This window comes from Psychrosphaera haliotis, from assembly GCF_039523615.1.
In the GTDB taxonomy this organism is placed as follows: Bacteria; Pseudomonadota; Gammaproteobacteria; order Enterobacterales; family Alteromonadaceae; genus Psychrosphaera; species Psychrosphaera haliotis.
Map to the genome: position 1 here is coordinate 230,657 of NZ_BAAAFQ010000004.1, position 16,510 is coordinate 247,166.

Here is a 16,510-nt window from a genome sequence, read left to right on the forward strand (position 1 = left end):
CCAAGGTTCTAGCGGTTTGTAGAAGGAATTGGTCGGACTGACTGGATTCGAACCAGCGACCCCTGCTCCCCCAGAGCAGTGCGCTACCAAGCTGCGCTACAGTCCGATACTCAATATTGCTTGTAATGGGGACTAACAAGCAATATTGGTTTATCTGTTTCGATAATATAAAACTTTGATTTTAAATCAACTATAGAATGTTTATATGCTATTCAACCGGTGGTTTATTAAGCTCTAAGTTTCTATTAGACTTATAAATATCTTGTAGCCATCTCATGTGCTCGATAAAAGGTTTTGGCTTCGAATACAAATAACCTTGTCCAATAGGGCAACCAAATGAAGTTAATAACTCTGCTACTCGCTCATTTTCAATGCCTTCTGCAACCGCATTGACACCTAAACGCTTCGCCAATGACAAAGTCACTTCTGTTATCGTTCTATTTCGTTCAGAAACATCAATGTTCATAAAGCAACGGTCAATTTTAAGTTCATGAAAAGGTAATTGACTCAAATAGTCTAAACTTGAATACCCTGTTCCAAAATCATCAATGGCAATCTTAAAGCCTTGATTATAGAGTTGGGTTAAAACCGATTTAGCCTGCTCAGGATCATCCGCAGTTGCGGACTCTGTCACTTCGAATGTTACTGTTTCATGTGAGATATTATAACGAGCAGCCGTTGTTAAAATATGAGCTACAAGGCCATTATCGTTAAAGTCTTTGCCCGATATATTAATCGACACATTCGCTCTCAACTCCAGTTTGCACAGTTTAGAGTGTTGCTCAAAACCTTTTTCGATAACCCATTCGGTAAGTTGATGAATCACGCCTGTTTCTTCTGCAATATCAATTACCAAGGATGGGTCAACAAAACCTTCTTGTGGGTGAAACCATCTCAACAATAGTTCACTGCCGTAAACCTTGTTATTAACCATATCAATTTGTGGTTGGTGGTAAAGCTCTAAGTCACCTTGTTCAATGGCGTTTTGAAGATCAGCCGCTAACCTAAAGCGCTGCTGTATATCAATATTTCGCTGCTCATCAAAGCGAGCCCACTTCTTATTAGATTTACGACCGGATATTAGCGCTTGTATTGTTGTGCTTAATAATCGCTCTGGCTCTCTTGTATCATCAGGGAAACATGCAACCCCAGCAACACTGCTCACCGACATGGTCACGCCATTGAGGTTAATAATATTGGACACTGCATTTTGTATAGCTGAAACATTTTGCTCCAGCTCCTCAGCTTCTAAATCCCCAACAAACATAACGGCAAACCGAGACTCATCTATTCGTACAATATGATATTTTCGACCGTTGCTATCTTTTGCAAAGGTATAGGTCTCTTTAATCGTAGAAACATAAGCTTCAATATTAATAAAAAGTTGCTTGAAGAATAAGTTAGCCGACTCTACGCCTAGCGCAGGAATAAGATCTTTCGCTTGTGGAATATCAAATACCATTAAATAAACAGGTTTTCTGCCCGTGCCTACTTTTTTAATTGCCGATTCTAAAAGTATTTGATTTGGTAACCCCGTGGCTAGATCGTGATTCATTCTATATTCCCGATCAATTTGATTCGCTCTGAACCTATCTAGCAAAGCGATAGCCATTAAACATATCTCAGCTAAAACTCCCAACAAAGAGCCGTTTCTCGTTAAAAAGTTATAACTAACAGTACCATTAAAGGCACCTACTGTTAGCATGCCTCCTGCTAACAAGGGAACCCATGAAACCAAGTAATATCTTACCCAAACAACCTTACTATTAAATACCATAGCCAATAATGTAATAGCATATATATATCCAACAATAAGCATACCCATATAGAACCCAAGACTCACGCTTTCTTCTAAAAAAACACAAACTAAAGCGGACATAAATAGAAAATTTGTTAAGTAGATACCTGTCTTTACGAACATTGGCTTTATAGTTTCAAAACGTAAAAAACTAATTGCAAACCTAATAGCAAATGTTAAGGATAAAATGTGAATAGAAACAATAAGGTTTTTATTGCTCCAAATAGCTAGATCGCTCGGCATAATAAAAAATGAAAAGCCATTAATCATAGATATGGCTGCTACAGTTGCCGATATATAGCAAATGTAATCGAGAAACGAGCGTTCTCTAACACCGCGATACATGAAGTAGTTGTAAATAACCATGATCATGCCAATTCCAAACAATGCGCCTAATAAAATAAGCTGGGCACTTGTTCGGTATTGAGAGTCGGTGACGGATTCAATTAATACAGGCGTTGCTGTTGAGCCATTTGATTTTATTCTTATAAAGATATCTGTTGCGCCAGACATCCCACCAAACAAACTCACCTTTGGAGATACATGGTCTATGGCGTACTCAGAGGTATTTAGATCACCTAGTACCTTTTCAAAACGGACTTGCCCGTCGTTTATGGCGTAAAAATGAATTATATCTAATGTGGGGTTATCAACACTTACACTAAAAGGTTCAAGATACCCAAGGTTAGAAACTGTAGATATTTTGTACCACATTGAAAAATCCATGGAGTCTGGTGTATGAACTTTTTGTTTGTCTTGCTCAAACACCGTACTAGGTAATAATTTAACTTGGTCAATCGTCAGTACATTTGATGTATCGTCAATGTACTCGACATTAAACTGTTGATAAATATCACTATCGTATTTGTCGGGCGAATAGAAAACAGCATAAACCAACGTAACTAACAACATTGTCAGCCACGCTAATATAACCAACATAGAACTGGGTTTGCTTAATACCACAATTCAAACTCCAAATTTTAAACTTTAAATATTAATCTTTTTTATCGTGATTAATGCGACTTCCATCTGCACCATCTTGATTTTTATACTTTGCGTCTGCACGTGAGGTATAAGGTCGAGCAGCAGGGCCCGTCATTGTTTCGAAGCTCAGTGCACCAATTTTCATGTGGGGTTTTAATGCTAGTGGCAGTTTGCCTGAGTTATAAAACTCTAAAACAATATTGCCTGACCAACCTGGATCAATACGATGTGCAGTTACGTGAACCATGAGTCCAAGTCTAGCCAAAGATGAGCGACCGTCCAGCCAACCAACTAAATTATTAGGTAAGGTAATAGATTCATGTGTAATAGCTAGTGCCAACTCTCCTGGATGAAGGAAAAACGCCTGTTCTTCTTTAAGAACAATCTCGTCTCCCATTACAGATTCTAGCGCTTTTTGAGTTTCTTCTTTTGGACCACTTAAATCGATAAATGGAGCTTGGTGATCTTGAAATACTCTAAACTTATTACCAAGTGTTAAATCAACAGTAATTCCTGAAATAAATTCATTAGATGGACGAGGTAATATGGAGATTTCACCTTGATCTAGTTTAGCTATAATGTCTGTGTCGCAAAGGCGCATGGGTTAATCCATTTTTAAATTTATAAAGTTAGAATGCGTTGTTCAGTCTGATTAGACATGTGCATCATAAGAGAAAATACCAGTTTCTGATACTCATTATTTGAATCTAAAAGTGAAAATGGCTTTCCGATGTCACCTTGATTCCTAATTTCAGGCTTTAAACTCAACTGAGCCAAAAGCGGAATTTTATGCTTCTCGGCACACACACTTCCGCCACCAGCCCCAAACAACGTATGGCTCGCTCCACAGTCTGGACAAGTAAACTGACTCATATTTTCAACAACACCTAAAATTGGTGTATTCACTTTTTGGAACATTTCAATGCCTTTTTGCGCGTCAGCTAGGGCAATGTTTTGAGGTGTAGTAACGATAATCGCACCATGGCATTTTATCTGTTCTGACATCGTCAATTGAATGTCGCCAGTCCCCGGTGGCATATCAACAAAAAGAATATCCAGTTCCGGCCAGTTTGTTTCATTAACAAGTTGCATGAGCGCTCTTGACGCCATTGGCCCGCGCCAAATAGTTGCTTTATCAGCTGGTACAAGGAAACCAATGGAGTTTAGGGCAACATCGTATTTAAACAGCGGTTCCATGGTTTTTTCATCAAAACTGCTAACATTTTCTCCTTGAAGACCAAACATCATAGGGATCGATGGACCGTAAATATCAGCATCTAACACGCCAACTTTATGACCGAGTTGAGCAGCTGCTGCAGCTAAATTCGCAGTCACTGTGCTTTTACCAACGCCACCTTTTCCTGATGCAACTGCAATAACAATCTTTGCTTTTTTCGGCAATGAGCTAGGTGGGTGAACAGGCGAATAATTGAATTGAATCGATATATTGTCAGGTAGGACTTTCAACAACGCCTCTGAAAGCTCAGACTCCACCGCGCCCGGGTAAAATGGCGTAGTTATGTGGACATCACTGCCGCTAGTCCCTCTACCTTTGATGACAACAGAAATGCGCCCAAAAAGTCCTTCTGGAAAATTAGCAGTGGAAATGTTCTTTAACGCATCAAAAATCTGCACTTTTAATGTGCTTTTGTCCGGCGTCATTTTTGTTACTTTTTCGGCACTTGCTGGGATACTAGTTTCTGACTCTGAGGATTTGGTGCTTTTTTTACCAAACCAATTAGAAAACTTCATTTTATCGACCTATCAACATATAGAATGGTGCATATTGGTTGCAAATTATGTAACATCGTACACATAAATAGTAGTGTTTTACTATCGATTCTAATAAAGGTTTCTTGAGATATGACAGCACCCCGCAAAATTCTTGTAACTAGCGCCCTTCCTTATGCAAACGGCTCTCTGCATTTAGGCCATTTGATGGAATATATTCAAACGGATATTTGGGTCCGTTTTCAAAAAGCACAAGGTAACGAATGTTACTATGTATGTGCTGATGATGCTCATGGCACACCTATAATGCTAAAAGCTCAGCAGCAAGGTATCAATCCAGAGGATATGGTTGCCGCAGTACGTGAAGAACGTATTACAGACTTTGCAGATTTTCATATCGAATTTGAAAACTACCACAGTACACATAGCGACGAGAACCGCGAGCTATCAGCAATGATATACAATCGTCTAAACGACGCTGGTTACATTGCTAAACGTTCTATTAGTCAACTTTTTGATCCTGAAAAAAATATGTTCTTGCCAGATCGCTTTGTCACAGGAACTTGTCCTAAGTGTGGCTCTGAAGATCAAAATGGCGATAGCTGTGATAAGTGTGGTGCAACATACAGCCCTGTAGATTTAAAAGATCCTAAGTCTGTAATATCTGGAGCAACGCCTGTACTTAAAGACTCTGAGCATTACTTCTTTGACTTGCCGAAGTTTGAACCAATGCTAAAAGAGTGGTTACACTCTGGCAGTATTCAAACTGAAATGGCCAACAAATTAGAAGAATGGTTTGAGCAAGGGTTACAGCAGTGGGACATCAGCCGTGACGCACCTTATTTTGGCTTCGAAATTCCAAATGCACCGGGCAAATATTTTTACGTTTGGCTAGACGCTCCTATCGGGTACATGGCCAGCTTCAAAAACTTCTGTGATAAAACAGATACTGCCGTTAACTTTGATGAGTTTTGGAACGAAGGCAGTGACACTGAGCTTTACCACTTTATTGGTAAAGATATCATCTACTTCCATAGCTTATTCTGGCCAGCAATGCTTGAAGGCGCAAAATTACGTAAGCCAACAAATGTATTTGCGCATGGCTTTGTAACCGTTAATGGCGAAAAAATGTCTAAATCTCGCGGCACATTTATCAAAGCCCGAACCTATTTAGATCATTTAAATCCAGAGTACCTGCGCTATTACTTTGCATCTAAACTTAATAGTGGCATTACTGATCTTGATTTAAACCTTGAAGACTTTAGTCAAAAAGTAAACAGCGACTTAATTGGTAAAGTAGTAAATATCGCGAGCCGCTGCGCTGGTTTCATCAAAAAGCGTTTTGATGGAAAGTTATCAGAAAATATTGATAATGTTGAGTTACTGGAAGAATTCCAAGCTGCTAAACCTCGAATTATTGAGCTGTTTGAGCAACGAGAATTTGCTAAGGCAATCCGTGAAATCATGGCGTTAGCAGACTTAGCAAACAAGTATATTGATGAAAAAGCGCCTTGGGTATCTGTAAAAGATGAAAACCTTCAGCAACAAACACATGATGTTTGTTCAATGGGAATCAACCTATTCCGTGTACTAATGGCCTACTTAAAAGCTGTTCTTCCTGCTATGGCTAAAGAAGTAGAAACGTTTCTAAACGATACTCTAAGTTTTGATAGCATTGATAAGCCATTGGTTAACCATGAAATCAACAAATTTAAAGCGTTAATGCAACGTGTTGAAATGGATAAAGTTGAAAAGATGGTTGAAGACTCCAAAGAAAACTTAGTCGCTACTAAACCGGCAGTTTCAAAACCGAAAAAAGTCAAAGTAGAAGCGGATACCACAAACGAAGCTCCAAAAGCACCGCTAGAGGCGGAACCAATTGCTGCTGAAATTGAGTTTGATGACTTTGCTAAAGTAGACATGAGAATTGCTAAGATAGTTTCTGCAGAGCACGTTGAAGGTGCTGAAAAGCTGTTGAAATTCCAACTTGATATTGGTGGTGAAACACGCCAAATATTCTCAGGTATAAAGGCAGCATATTCACCAGAAGACCTTGTTGGTAAATTAACGGTTGTTGTCGTAAACCTTAAACCAAGAAAAATGCGCTTTGGTATGTCTGAAGGTATGATTTTAGCGGCAGGTCCGGGTGGCAAAAACTTGTGGATTTTAGAACCACATGATGGCGCACAACCTGGTATGCGAGTAATGTAACGAAGTTGCGTTAACTAATATAGTTTTCGTAAAGTTTAAAGAGCCAATCTACGGATTGGCTTTTTTGTGTCAAATATTTACATTTATCTTTTTTATTCCAACAAATAGCGACATTTAAGTTGGCTAATCATTGTAAATTTATACATAATAAAGTCATAAAAATTCAATAATTACTTAAAAGCTAAATTCACGACGCCGTTAAAAGTTCGGCTAATAGCTAATCAACAATAAAAAAAATAATAATTATTATCAGCAGAAGGAATCATCTATGGACACTTCACAATTCAGTCCGGTTCACTGGTTAAATCATTGGGCGTCTGAAACGCCAGAGAAAATATTTTTACACCAGCCTAAAAACAGAAAAATTGAAACGCATAATTGGGCCCAAATAAAACAACAAGTTGAAGGCGTTGCAGCCAGCCTACACCACCTTGGATTAAGCAAAGGCGACAAAGTCGCTATATTAGCTAAAAACTGTGCCGAGTGGTTTATAACAGATTTAGCCATCATGCGTGCTGGTATGGTAAGCGTGCCAATTTATCCATCGGCAAATGCAGAAACAATTCAATACGTATTAGATCATTCAGAAGCAAAAGCTGTATTCGTTGGTAAATTAGATAAGCAAGAGCTAGCCGATAAAGGCGTTGCAGGCAACATCATTCGCTTAGGGATGAGTTACGATACAATTCCCGTGCAATATGACTGGCAACAACTTCAGTCACTTGGCGCCCCTATCGAAGAGCATCTGCCGCAAATGGACGACTTGATGTCGATCATTTACACCTCAGGTAGCACTGGTAACCCTAAAGGCGCAATGATCAGCTACAAAGCTTACAATTGGGCGAATGATAAAATTGTTAATGTACTTGGCTTTAACCAAAGTTCTCGTTTCTTGTCTTATCTACCTCTGGCTCATATAACTGAACGTTGTCTAGTCGAAGGTGCTGCATTCCACTGCAACATGACTATCTACTTTACCGAGTCACTGGAGCATTTTGTTGCAGATTTAAACTATGCTAAACCAACAATCTTCTTCTCAGTACCTCGCTTATGGAGCTTATTCCAGAAGAACATTATCGACAAAATTGGACACTCTAAACTAGAATTTTTGTTAAAGGTTCCAATTGTTTCAGGATTAATTAAGAAAAAGATCCAAAAAGGCCTAGGTTTAGAACATGCTCAAATAGCAGCTTCTGGTTCTGCTCCAATATCTCCGGCTCTTATTGAGTGGTATCAAAAGATTGATATTAATATTTGTGAAGCCTGGGGCATGACTGAAAACTGTATTTATGCCATTGGTAATTTCCCATTCCGCGAAGACATGATTGGTACTATTGGCAATGTGTTGGAAGGCTGCGAAATTAAAATTGCCGACAATGACGAACTACTGTTTAAGAGCGGCGGCTTATTTAATGGTTACTATAAAAACGAAGAAGCTACTAAAGAAGCGTTTGATGAAGATGGGTTCTTTAAAACTGGCGATTTAGCCAAGATAGAAGAAAACGGCGCGGTAAGACTTATTGGTCGTGTTAAAGACAACTTCAAAACAGCAAAAGGTAAATTTGTTCAACCTGTGCCAATTGAAAAGCGTTTAGCTCAAGACCCTCACATTGAATTGTTATGTGTTGTTGGTGCTGGCATGGCTGCACCTGTGACATTAGTGCAGTTATCTGAAGGCGCAATGGCAATGCCTCGAGCTCAAGTAGAGAAATCTCTTAAAGAAACGCTAACCGCCGTGAATGGGCATTTAGAGTCTCATGAAAAAGTAGGTGCCATAGTGGTTGTTGAAGAACAATGGACTCCTGAAAATGACATTCTGACGCCAACGTTAAAAATTAAGCGTCATGTTTTACACGAAAAATATGCGTCTCGTGTAGAAGAGCTTAAAGGCCAGGTTATTCTTTGGGAATCAGAGCTATAATTTAAACTCTATTAAATGCTAAAAGCCGGGTGTTTTAAATCAAACAACCCGGCTTTTTTATTTGCGGCTATTAGGTTAACCCATCATTTTAAAAGTTTTGCGATAATGCTTATAGGAAGCCATACCTTTATCGCAACTTCACCAATAGGTTAGTACTAAGAGTTTTTAATCAACTGCCTTTGAAGCTTCTGAACTTGATCTCTTAGCTCTGCTGCTTTCTCAAATTCTAAGTTTTTGGCTGCTTCCATCATTTGTGCCTCAACGGCTTTAATGTCTTTGCCAATTTCTATAGGCGACTTAGTTTGATAATCAGCTAGACCTTCTGCTACTAAAATACGCTGCGCAGCATTGGCTGTCTTTTTAGACTCACCAACGTCCATGATATCGCCAATACGCTTAACAATGCCTTTAGGTGTAATTCCGTGCTTCTCATTGTGAGCTTCTTGTATTGCTCTACGGCGTTCAGTCTCATCGATGGCTTTTCGCATCGACTTAGTAATACGGTCTCCATAAAGTATCGCTTGACCACGTACGTTCCTCGCAGCTCTGCCAATGGTCTGTATCAAAGAGCGATCACTTCGTAAGAAACCTTCTTTATCAGCATCTAAAATAGCCACCAACGAAACTTCAGGCATATCGAGGCCTTCTCGAAGTAAGTTGATCCCTACCAACACATCAAACTTACCAGCTCTTAAGTCTCTGATGATTTCAATTCTTTCAACCGTATCAATATCACTGTGTAAATAACGAACCTTGATATCATGATCAGACAAATAATCGGTTAAATCCTCAGCCATGCGTTTTGTTAGCGTTGTAACTAATACACGCTCATTTACCGCCACACGTTTATGAATCTCAGACATCAAATCATCAACTTGCGTTGCAATTGGTCTAACTTCAATTAGTGGATCAAGTAAACCCGTTGGGCGAATAACCTGTTGTGCCACTTCACCGTCGCTTCGTTCAATTTCATGGTTGCCAGGTGTCGCTGATATATAAATAGTCTGTGGCGCTAAACGCTCAAACTCTTCAAACTTAAGCGGCCTATTATCCATCGCAGACGGCAATCTAAAGCCGTACTCAACAAGGTTTGACTTACGAGAGCGATCGCCTTTATACATAGCGCCAATTTGAGATACCGTTACATGCGACTCATCAATGATAAGCAACCCGTCAGCTGGAAAATAATCTATTAAAGTTGGTGGTGGAGCACCAGGATCGCGATTCGACAAATACCTTGAGTAGTTTTCGATACCCGAGCAATACCCAAGTTCTTGCATCATCTCAATATCAAATAAAGTTCTTTGGCTAATTCGTTGTTCTTCGATTAGTTTATTGTTGTCTTTAAGCTGTTTTTTGCGCTCTCTCAACTCATCTTTAATATGATCAATAGCCTTAAGAATTTTCTCTCGTGGTGTTACATAGTGTGTTTTTGGAAATATTGTCGCTCGTGTAATTTGACGTTCTAACGCACCTGTAAGCGGATCAAATTGGGTGATGCGCTCAATTTCTTCGTCAAATAGCTCAACTCTAACGGCAAACTTATCTGAGTCAGCCGGGTAAATGTCAATAACATCGCCTCTGACACGATAACAACCACGCTGAAAATCAACGTCATTACGAGTATATTGTAGCTCTGCTAGTCGTCTTAGAATTTGACGTTGGTCAACCATATCCCCTTCACGAAGATGCAAAAGCATTTTCATATAAGACTCAGGATCACCAAGACCATAAATTGCCGATACCGATGCAATAATGATTACGTCACGGCGCTCCATTAGTGCTTTTGTAGCAGATAAACGCATTTGCTCAATATGCTCATTTATAGATGCATCTTTTTCTATAAACGTATCCGTGGAAGCAACGTAGGCTTCTGGCTGATAATAATCGTAATAAGAAACAAAATACTCAACAGCATTGTCAGGAAAAAAGTCCTTCATTTCGCCATAAAGCTGCGCAGCTAATGTTTTGTTGTGTGCCATTATTAGTGTAGGACGCGATACGTTGCGAATAACATTGGCCATGGTAAAAGTTTTACCGGTACCAGTAGCACCTAACAAGGTTTGATAGGCAAGACCGTCTTCAAGCCCTTCTGTTAGCTGCTTAATTGCCGTTGGCTGATCGCCACTTGGTTCATATTCACTAACTAACTTAAATGGCTTTTCTAGCTTTTCCATTACGACTGCTCCGCTATCACTTTGTTACTTTCAATTGAAGTCTCTAGGGTACGAACAAACCACCGATAAGCGATCAAAGCGGTAAACAGATTACCAATCACTCCACCTACAAATAATCCTATCAAGCCATAAAAGTGAGAACCTAAATAAGCAAACGGCACAAAAAAGACAAATAAGCGAATAACAGAGAGCACTAAAGCAAACATGGGTTTATGTAACGCATTGAAAGAAGAATTAGTTAAAATGATAATACCCTGTAAGCCATAGCCTAGAGGCATAGTCCAAATAAACAGTTTAATAACGAACATTACCTCTGGATCATCTTTACCAAACGCAAACGCAATGACGCCAGCCAATAGACAAAGCGCCAAATAAATAACGAGCTGGCATATCATCACAAATTTAGTGGTTTGTTTGTAAGCCTCAAACACTCTATCCCATTGATTAGCGCCAAAGTTTTGTGAAATAAAAGGTGGTAATGTCATAGACAACGCTAAAACAACAAGACTCGCAATGCTTTCTATTCTAGAGCCAACTCCAAAACCGGCTACAGCTGCAGTGCCATAAGTAGCTACGATAGCTGTTAAAACGGCCATCGCTATTGGTGTTAACATGTTTGCACCCGCGGCAGGCAAGCCAATCTTTAAAATCTTTCTACCTATAGTGATGAGTTCACTGAATTTAACCAGTTGTGTGGCTATCAGCTTTTTTCTAACCGTTAAAATATAAATGATAATCAATAAGCCAATACCCCAAGATACAACACTAGCTATTGCAGCGCCTTGGATCCCTAACGCCGGCACCGGGCCAAAACCAAAAATTAGAATGGGATCGAGGATGGCATTGATGAGTCCAGTACCACCCATTAACATGCTGGGCGTTTTAGTATCACCATTCGCTCTTAAAATAGAGTTACCAATCATAGGTAACATAAGAAACACGGAACCAATATACCAAACATCCATATATTCATGAATTAACGGCATTAAGTCTTGAGTAGCACCGAGTGCAGAAAAAATGATATCGGTCAGGTTGTACATTACAACTGCTAGCATAATCACTAACATAAAGGATATTATTAGCGCCCCCTGCCCGTCTGCTTTTGACTCTTCTTTATTACCACTGCCGTTTGCCTTCGCGACAATTGCCGATGTACCTATCCCTAAACCAATAGCCAAACTAATAATCGTAAAGGTTACCGGGAAAGTAAAACTGATAGCCGCTAATGGTTCCGTTCCTAATAAACCAATAAAAAAGGTGTCTACAAGATTGAATGACATTAATAAAATCATTCCGTACATAACTTGTTTGGTCATTTTTTTTAAAGTTGGAGCGATTGGACCCGTAAGTAAATTTTGAGAAGAAGACATAAATCCCACACAGTTATAAACAAGGACTGTATTCTAGAGAATGTTTGGTCAAGGTTCACGTAATAATGAGTCTTAATTGATCTTTATTTAAACTCGTAGATTTTTAGTATCAGATTTCGGTATATATCAAGAAATATTTTTCTTTTTGTAATAAATATACTGCTATTGTACACAGCTATAATCCGTTTCCTGAGTGCAGCGATTAAAAATCAAACCAAGCAGTCAAAAAAAACACAAAAACACACCTAACCAACTGTTTTAAATAAAGATTATAAAAAATAACAAAAAACCACAAAGAACCTATTGACACCCGAATCTACTGGCCTACGAGATTATATTACAATATAACTCACAGAGTTATCCACAGAAACAGTGGATAACAAGCTACAGACCTTGTATTTATTAAGATCAGGATCCTCGCCACTTGCTTAGTTCAATTTTTGTACCAATTAAGCTTGCTTTTTATGCTTTTTCCGCTGAAGAAATTTATAACTGCTCAATCCGTGTGCAAACAGACATAAATCTTGAATTTCACTACAAAATAAGGTTGACAGTAAAGGGTCCTGTAATTAACATTGCGCCCCGTTGTTGAGCAGTATTTGCTAAATGACGTTGTAGTTCCCCCTTAGCTCAGTTGGTTAGAGCGACGGACTGTTAATCCGCAGGTCCCCCGTTCGAGTCGGGGAGGGGGAGCCACTTTAGTATTACACCTAGTAATACATTTTATGAAATTCCCCCTTAGCTCAGTTGGTTAGAGCGACGGACTGTTAATCCGCAGGTCCCCCGTTCGAGTCGGGGAGGGGGAGCCATTTCATAAGTCAATTTTATTGTTCCCCCTTAGCTCAGTTGGTTAGAGCGACGGACTGTTAATCCGCAGGTCCCCCGTTCGAGTCGGGGAGGGGGAGCCAATAAAATATAATTCCTACTAAAAACGCCCTCTTCTTTTACTTCTAATTTGTTTATTTAACAGAACTTTTCTGATTTAATACGTCTAAATATTGATCTTTGAATTTCATTATTAATTCCAATGCTATTCTTATATCTATAACAAAACATTTTTCAGCAAAGGAGAACGCATGAATAAGCTGAGAAGCCTGCTTTTCATTCAGTTTATGAGCGGCTTATTTATAGGACTAGTTTTAGTCTTGCTTGGTACTTTCATGACATCAGCTCTAATAGAGCAGCAACAGATTGAAAATACAAAACTTATTCAAGTTCTTGCAGATAGCAATGTAACCGGCGATCCAAAAGTTTTATCAAAACAAATTAAAGACGCTGTAGAGCTCGACCTTCTTCAAATAACTAACCAAGAAGGCAACCAACTTTATAATTTTGAACAAAACAAAAGTAAGCAACCAGTGCTTGTATCATTGCTCCGCCAAGCTGACCTTTACACCAAACCTCGAACGGTAGCGACCAACAGCGGCAACTTAATTATTAAATTTCACTCAAACTATTCAGCGGTGTTAAGCCCTTTGTTTGACGTATTTTTGGGCCTTTTGTTTTTACCCATTATTATTATTTTAATTAGCTTCGGTTTATTTAAGTCATTTATAAAAAACACATTTAGTAAGACATCGGATGAACTTGCCGATTTAGTCACAAAAATAACAAACAACAAAACACTAGATGGCAAAAGCGACTTTAATAAACTTCCGTTGCAATTTGGTTCAACAATTTCAGCGTTAAAACGCTTAGGTAAGTTTGTAAACAATACATTAAGCGAATTTGAAAAGTCCGCATCTGAACTGAAGATTGAAGCATTTAAAGACAGCTTAACTGACCTTCCGAATCGAACTCGATTTGTAGAGTACTTTGAATCAGAAATAATAAACTCTGACAAAAACACACCATTTGGTGTTTTAGCACTGCTGCGTGCAACAGAGCTGCAACATATTAACCAGTCTAAAGGTTACCAAGAAGGTGATAAATATATAAAAGGCCTTTCCGAGATTTTAGAGAAAGTAGTGCACACCTATAACGGCGCTAGTATTTATCGCTTGAACGGATCTGATTTCGGAATAATTGTACCTAATATTACAATTAAAGAAGCTGACGTAATGGCACAAAATATTCACTCTAGATTAAATGAGTATATGCGTGCATCCGAACTGTCAGCTATTGGCAGCATGGGTATAGTCAGTTATGGAAAAGACAAGCCTTTAGGTGAGCTGTTAGCTGCGGCCGATACAGCAATTAGTTTAGCTCAAACAAAACATGTTAATGCATGGCATATTCAAAAAGAGTCAAACTTACAGCAAAACTCAACCTCTGCTTTTGGCAATCAAAATTGGCGAAACATTATTGATGATGTGATCAAGCAATCTAGCGTAACGCTTCTGTTCCAACCAATAAATGCCGCTAATCGAAGTAGTAAAGCTTATACGGAAGTCTATTCACGATTTAAATTAGAAGATGGCCAAGTCCTACCAACGGCCTCATTTTTAGCAATGGCGGAAAAGCTTAACCGTGTTGTTGATATTGATCGCATGATCATAGAGAAAGTGTTTGACGTAATTAAAACAAAGAACATGGCTGACAAGTTTTTTGGGATCAACATATCACCAGCATCTGCTCACGATGATCAGTTTATGATCTGGCTAGAACGTAGATTATTAAAAGAAGCAAACCTAGCTACAAAGCTTATATTTGAAATTTCAGAATACGGTCTTCAACAAAATGTAAACTCGTCACGTCGTTTCATTGATATGCTTCATAGAGCAGGCTCACGTGTCACTGTAGAAAAATTTGGTGTTGGTATAACGTCATTTAAATTTTTCCAAGAATTAAAGCCAGACTTTATAAAGCTAGACGGAAGCTATACTCGGGATATCGCTGATCAGAAAAACAACCAATACTTTATTCGTATGATCGTCGATTTATCGCATCGAATTGGTGTAAATGTTTTAGCTGAATGTGTAGAGACACAGGAAGAAAAGCATGTTTTAGAGAAGTTATTTGTTGACGGTTGCCAAGGTTATTATATTGGCAAGCCAGCAGCTATTTAAACGTTCACTCTAATTCATTTCATTAAAGCGTCATTTTTGACGCTTTTTTTTATTAAATCGAAATATCCTTACAGTTCGTATGTTGTTAAAAGGAACATAAAAAAGGATAATGTGAAGATTGTTAATCTATAGCTGAAACTTATGACCGAATACTTCTTGTTACTCATCAGTACTGTGCTCGTAAATAACTTTGTACTAGTGAAGTTTCTTGGGCTTTGTCCGTTTATGGGCGTTTCGAGTAAAATTGAAACGGCACTTGGAATGGCAATGGCCACAACCTTCGTTTTAACGTTGGCATCTATGAGTAGCTATTTAATTAACACTTATATCCTCCAGCCTCTTGAATTAGAGTTTCTAAGAACCATCGCATTTATTTTAGTTATTGCTGTTGTTGTTCAATTTACCGAAATGGTTGTCCATAAAACCAGTCCAAAGCTGTATCGCTTGTTAGGTATATTTTTACCATTGATCACAACAAACTGTGCTGTGCTTGGTGTAGCCCTATTAAATGTGAACGCTGAGCATAACTTTGCAGAATCCATCGTTTATGGTTTTGGTGCTGCCGTTGGTTTCTCATTAGTATTAATACTGTTTGCTGCGATGCGCGAGCGTCTAGCAGCTGCGGACGTGCCCTCACCTTTTAAAGGTTCGGCTATTGCCATGGTCACAGCAGGTTTAATGTCATTAGCATTTCTAGGATTTGCAGGGTTGGTATCGTTTTAATGGATATTTTATTTTACGCTCTCATCGCACTTGCTGTACTGGCCATAATATTTGGTGCACTTCTTGGTTACGCGTCTGAACGCTTTAAAGTTGAAGCTGACCCTCTTGTGGATCAGCTTAATGATTTATTACCGCAAACCCAATGTGGCCAATGCGGTTATCCTGGTTGCAAACCTTATGCTGAAGCTATCGCAAATGGCGACGAAATCAATAAATGTCCTCCAGGCGGTGAAGCTACAATTAAAAACATCGCAGACCTAATGGGTGTTGATGCAAAGCCGTTAGATGAAGCTCATGGCGAAGAAGATGTTAAAAAAGTAGCTTATATTCGCGAAGATGAGTGTATTGGCTGTACTAAGTGTATTCAAGCTTGCCCTGTTGATGCCATTGTGGGCGCATCGAAAGTAATGCATACCGTAATTGTTGATGAATGTACTGGTTGTGATTTATGCGTAGAGCCTTGCCCGGTTGACTGTATTGATATGGTCCCAGTTAAAGCACCAACAACACACTGGAAGTGGAATCAGCCACTAATCCCAGTTAAAAACGTTCAATAATTAGAATTGATAAATTAAAGTTGAGAAAGG

Annotated in this window: 10 protein-coding genes and 4 tRNA genes; 8 read left to right on the forward strand and 6 right to left on the reverse strand. The window is 38.9% G+C overall.

Annotated elements, in window-relative coordinates; genetic code table 11:
- Nucleotides 1-29: 29 nt before the first annotated feature.
- The 4 genes from ABD009_RS03705 to ABD009_RS03720 form a co-directional block, all read right to left on the reverse strand.
- Nucleotides 30-106, reverse strand: a tRNA-Pro gene (locus tag ABD009_RS03705).
- A gap of 102 nt (nt 107-208) precedes the next feature.
- Nucleotides 209-2,737 carry an EAL domain-containing protein gene (locus ABD009_RS03710; protein WP_343822786.1) on the reverse strand — a complete coding sequence of 843 codons (2,529 nt, stop codon included), beginning with the start codon at nt 2,735-2,737 and terminating at the stop codon, nt 209-211.
- A 55-nt stretch (nt 2,738-2,792) separates the two neighbouring features.
- Nucleotides 2,793-3,383, reverse strand: a complete 591-nt coding sequence (gene dcd / locus ABD009_RS03715; RefSeq protein WP_155695442.1) for a dCTP deaminase — start codon at nt 3,381-3,383, stop codon at nt 2,793-2,795.
- Between the two features lie 20 nt (nt 3,384-3,403).
- Nucleotides 3,404-4,534 carry an Mrp/NBP35 family ATP-binding protein gene (locus ABD009_RS03720; protein WP_343822788.1) on the reverse strand — a complete coding sequence of 377 codons (1,131 nt, stop codon included), beginning with the start codon at nt 4,532-4,534 and terminating at the stop codon, nt 3,404-3,406.
- A gap of 111 nt (nt 4,535-4,645) precedes the next feature.
- Here ABD009_RS03720 and metG point away from each other — a divergent pair, with 111 nt between their 5' ends.
- Both metG and ABD009_RS03730 read left to right on the forward strand, forming a co-directional pair.
- Nucleotides 4,646-6,724 (forward strand): methionine--tRNA ligase, encoded by a 2,079-nt coding sequence (metG, locus tag ABD009_RS03725; RefSeq protein ID WP_343822790.1) that lies wholly within the window; start codon nt 4,646-4,648, stop codon nt 6,722-6,724.
- A gap of 268 nt (nt 6,725-6,992) precedes the next feature.
- A complete protein-coding gene (locus tag ABD009_RS03730; RefSeq protein ID WP_343822792.1) occupies nt 6,993-8,645 on the forward strand; it encodes an AMP-binding protein in 1,653 nt (550 codons plus the stop codon).
- Nucleotides 8,646-8,800: 155 nt separating this feature from the next.
- Here ABD009_RS03730 and uvrB read toward each other — a convergent pair whose 3' ends face one another.
- Nucleotides 8,801-10,822, reverse strand: a complete 2,022-nt coding sequence (gene uvrB, locus ABD009_RS03735; protein WP_343822794.1) for an excinuclease ABC subunit UvrB — start codon at nt 10,820-10,822, stop codon at nt 8,801-8,803.
- A complete protein-coding gene (locus tag ABD009_RS03740) occupies nt 10,822-12,192 on the reverse strand; it encodes an MATE family efflux transporter (protein WP_343822796.1) in 1,371 nt (456 codons plus the stop codon). The genes uvrB and ABD009_RS03740 overlap by 1 nt, the downstream gene beginning before the upstream one ends.
- Before the next feature lie 619 nt (nt 12,193-12,811).
- On the opposite strand from ABD009_RS03740, the gene ABD009_RS03745 reads away from it, so the two are divergent.
- The 6 genes from ABD009_RS03745 to rsxB all read left to right on the forward strand — a co-directional run bounded on the left by ABD009_RS03745 (nt 12,812) and on the right by rsxB (nt 16,480).
- Nucleotides 12,812-12,888, forward strand: a tRNA-Asn gene (locus ABD009_RS03745).
- A gap of 36 nt (nt 12,889-12,924) precedes the next feature.
- Nucleotides 12,925-13,001: transfer RNA gene (locus tag ABD009_RS03750), tRNA-Asn, on the forward strand.
- A gap of 22 nt (nt 13,002-13,023) precedes the next feature.
- Nucleotides 13,024-13,100, forward strand: a tRNA-Asn gene (locus ABD009_RS03755).
- Between the two features lie 168 nt (nt 13,101-13,268).
- Nucleotides 13,269-15,200 (forward strand): EAL domain-containing protein, encoded by a 1,932-nt coding sequence (locus tag ABD009_RS03760; protein ID WP_343822798.1) that lies wholly within the window; start codon nt 13,269-13,271, stop codon nt 15,198-15,200.
- A gap of 141 nt (nt 15,201-15,341) precedes the next feature.
- Nucleotides 15,342-15,923 carry an electron transport complex subunit RsxA gene (gene rsxA / locus ABD009_RS03765; protein ID WP_343822800.1) on the forward strand — a complete coding sequence of 194 codons (582 nt, stop codon included), beginning with the start codon at nt 15,342-15,344 and terminating at the stop codon, nt 15,921-15,923.
- Nucleotides 15,923-16,480: an electron transport complex subunit RsxB gene (rsxB, locus tag ABD009_RS03770; protein WP_343822802.1), complete on the forward strand. Its 558-nt coding sequence runs from the start codon at nt 15,923-15,925 to the stop codon at nt 16,478-16,480. Before rsxA ends, rsxB begins: the two co-directional genes overlap by 1 nt.
- Nucleotides 16,481-16,510 lie beyond the last annotated feature (30 nt).

Bases quoted from the DNA above. Each gene is read 5' to 3' on its own strand.
- ABD009_RS03710 (WP_343822786.1), bottom strand. From the start codon at position 2,737: ATGTTGGTTATATTAGCGTGGCTGACAATGTTGTTAGTTACGTTGGTT.
- dcd (WP_155695442.1), bottom strand. From the start codon at position 3,383: ATGCGCCTTTGCGACACAGACATTATAGCTAAACTAGATCAAGGTGAA.
- ABD009_RS03720 (WP_343822788.1), bottom strand. From the start codon at position 4,534: ATGAAGTTTTCTAATTGGTTTGGTAAAAAAAGCACCAAATCCTCAGAG.
- metG (WP_343822790.1), top strand. From the start codon at position 4,646: ATGACAGCACCCCGCAAAATTCTTGTAACTAGCGCCCTTCCTTATGCA.
- ABD009_RS03730 (WP_343822792.1), top strand. From the start codon at position 6,993: ATGGACACTTCACAATTCAGTCCGGTTCACTGGTTAAATCATTGGGCG.
- uvrB (WP_343822794.1), bottom strand. From the start codon at position 10,822: ATGGAAAAGCTAGAAAAGCCATTTAAGTTAGTTAGTGAATATGAACCA.
- ABD009_RS03740 (WP_343822796.1), bottom strand. From the start codon at position 12,192: ATGTCTTCTTCTCAAAATTTACTTACGGGTCCAATCGCTCCAACTTTA.
- ABD009_RS03760 (WP_343822798.1), top strand. From the start codon at position 13,269: ATGAATAAGCTGAGAAGCCTGCTTTTCATTCAGTTTATGAGCGGCTTA.
- rsxA (WP_343822800.1), top strand. From the start codon at position 15,342: ATGACCGAATACTTCTTGTTACTCATCAGTACTGTGCTCGTAAATAAC.
- rsxB (WP_343822802.1), top strand. From the start codon at position 15,923: ATGGATATTTTATTTTACGCTCTCATCGCACTTGCTGTACTGGCCATA.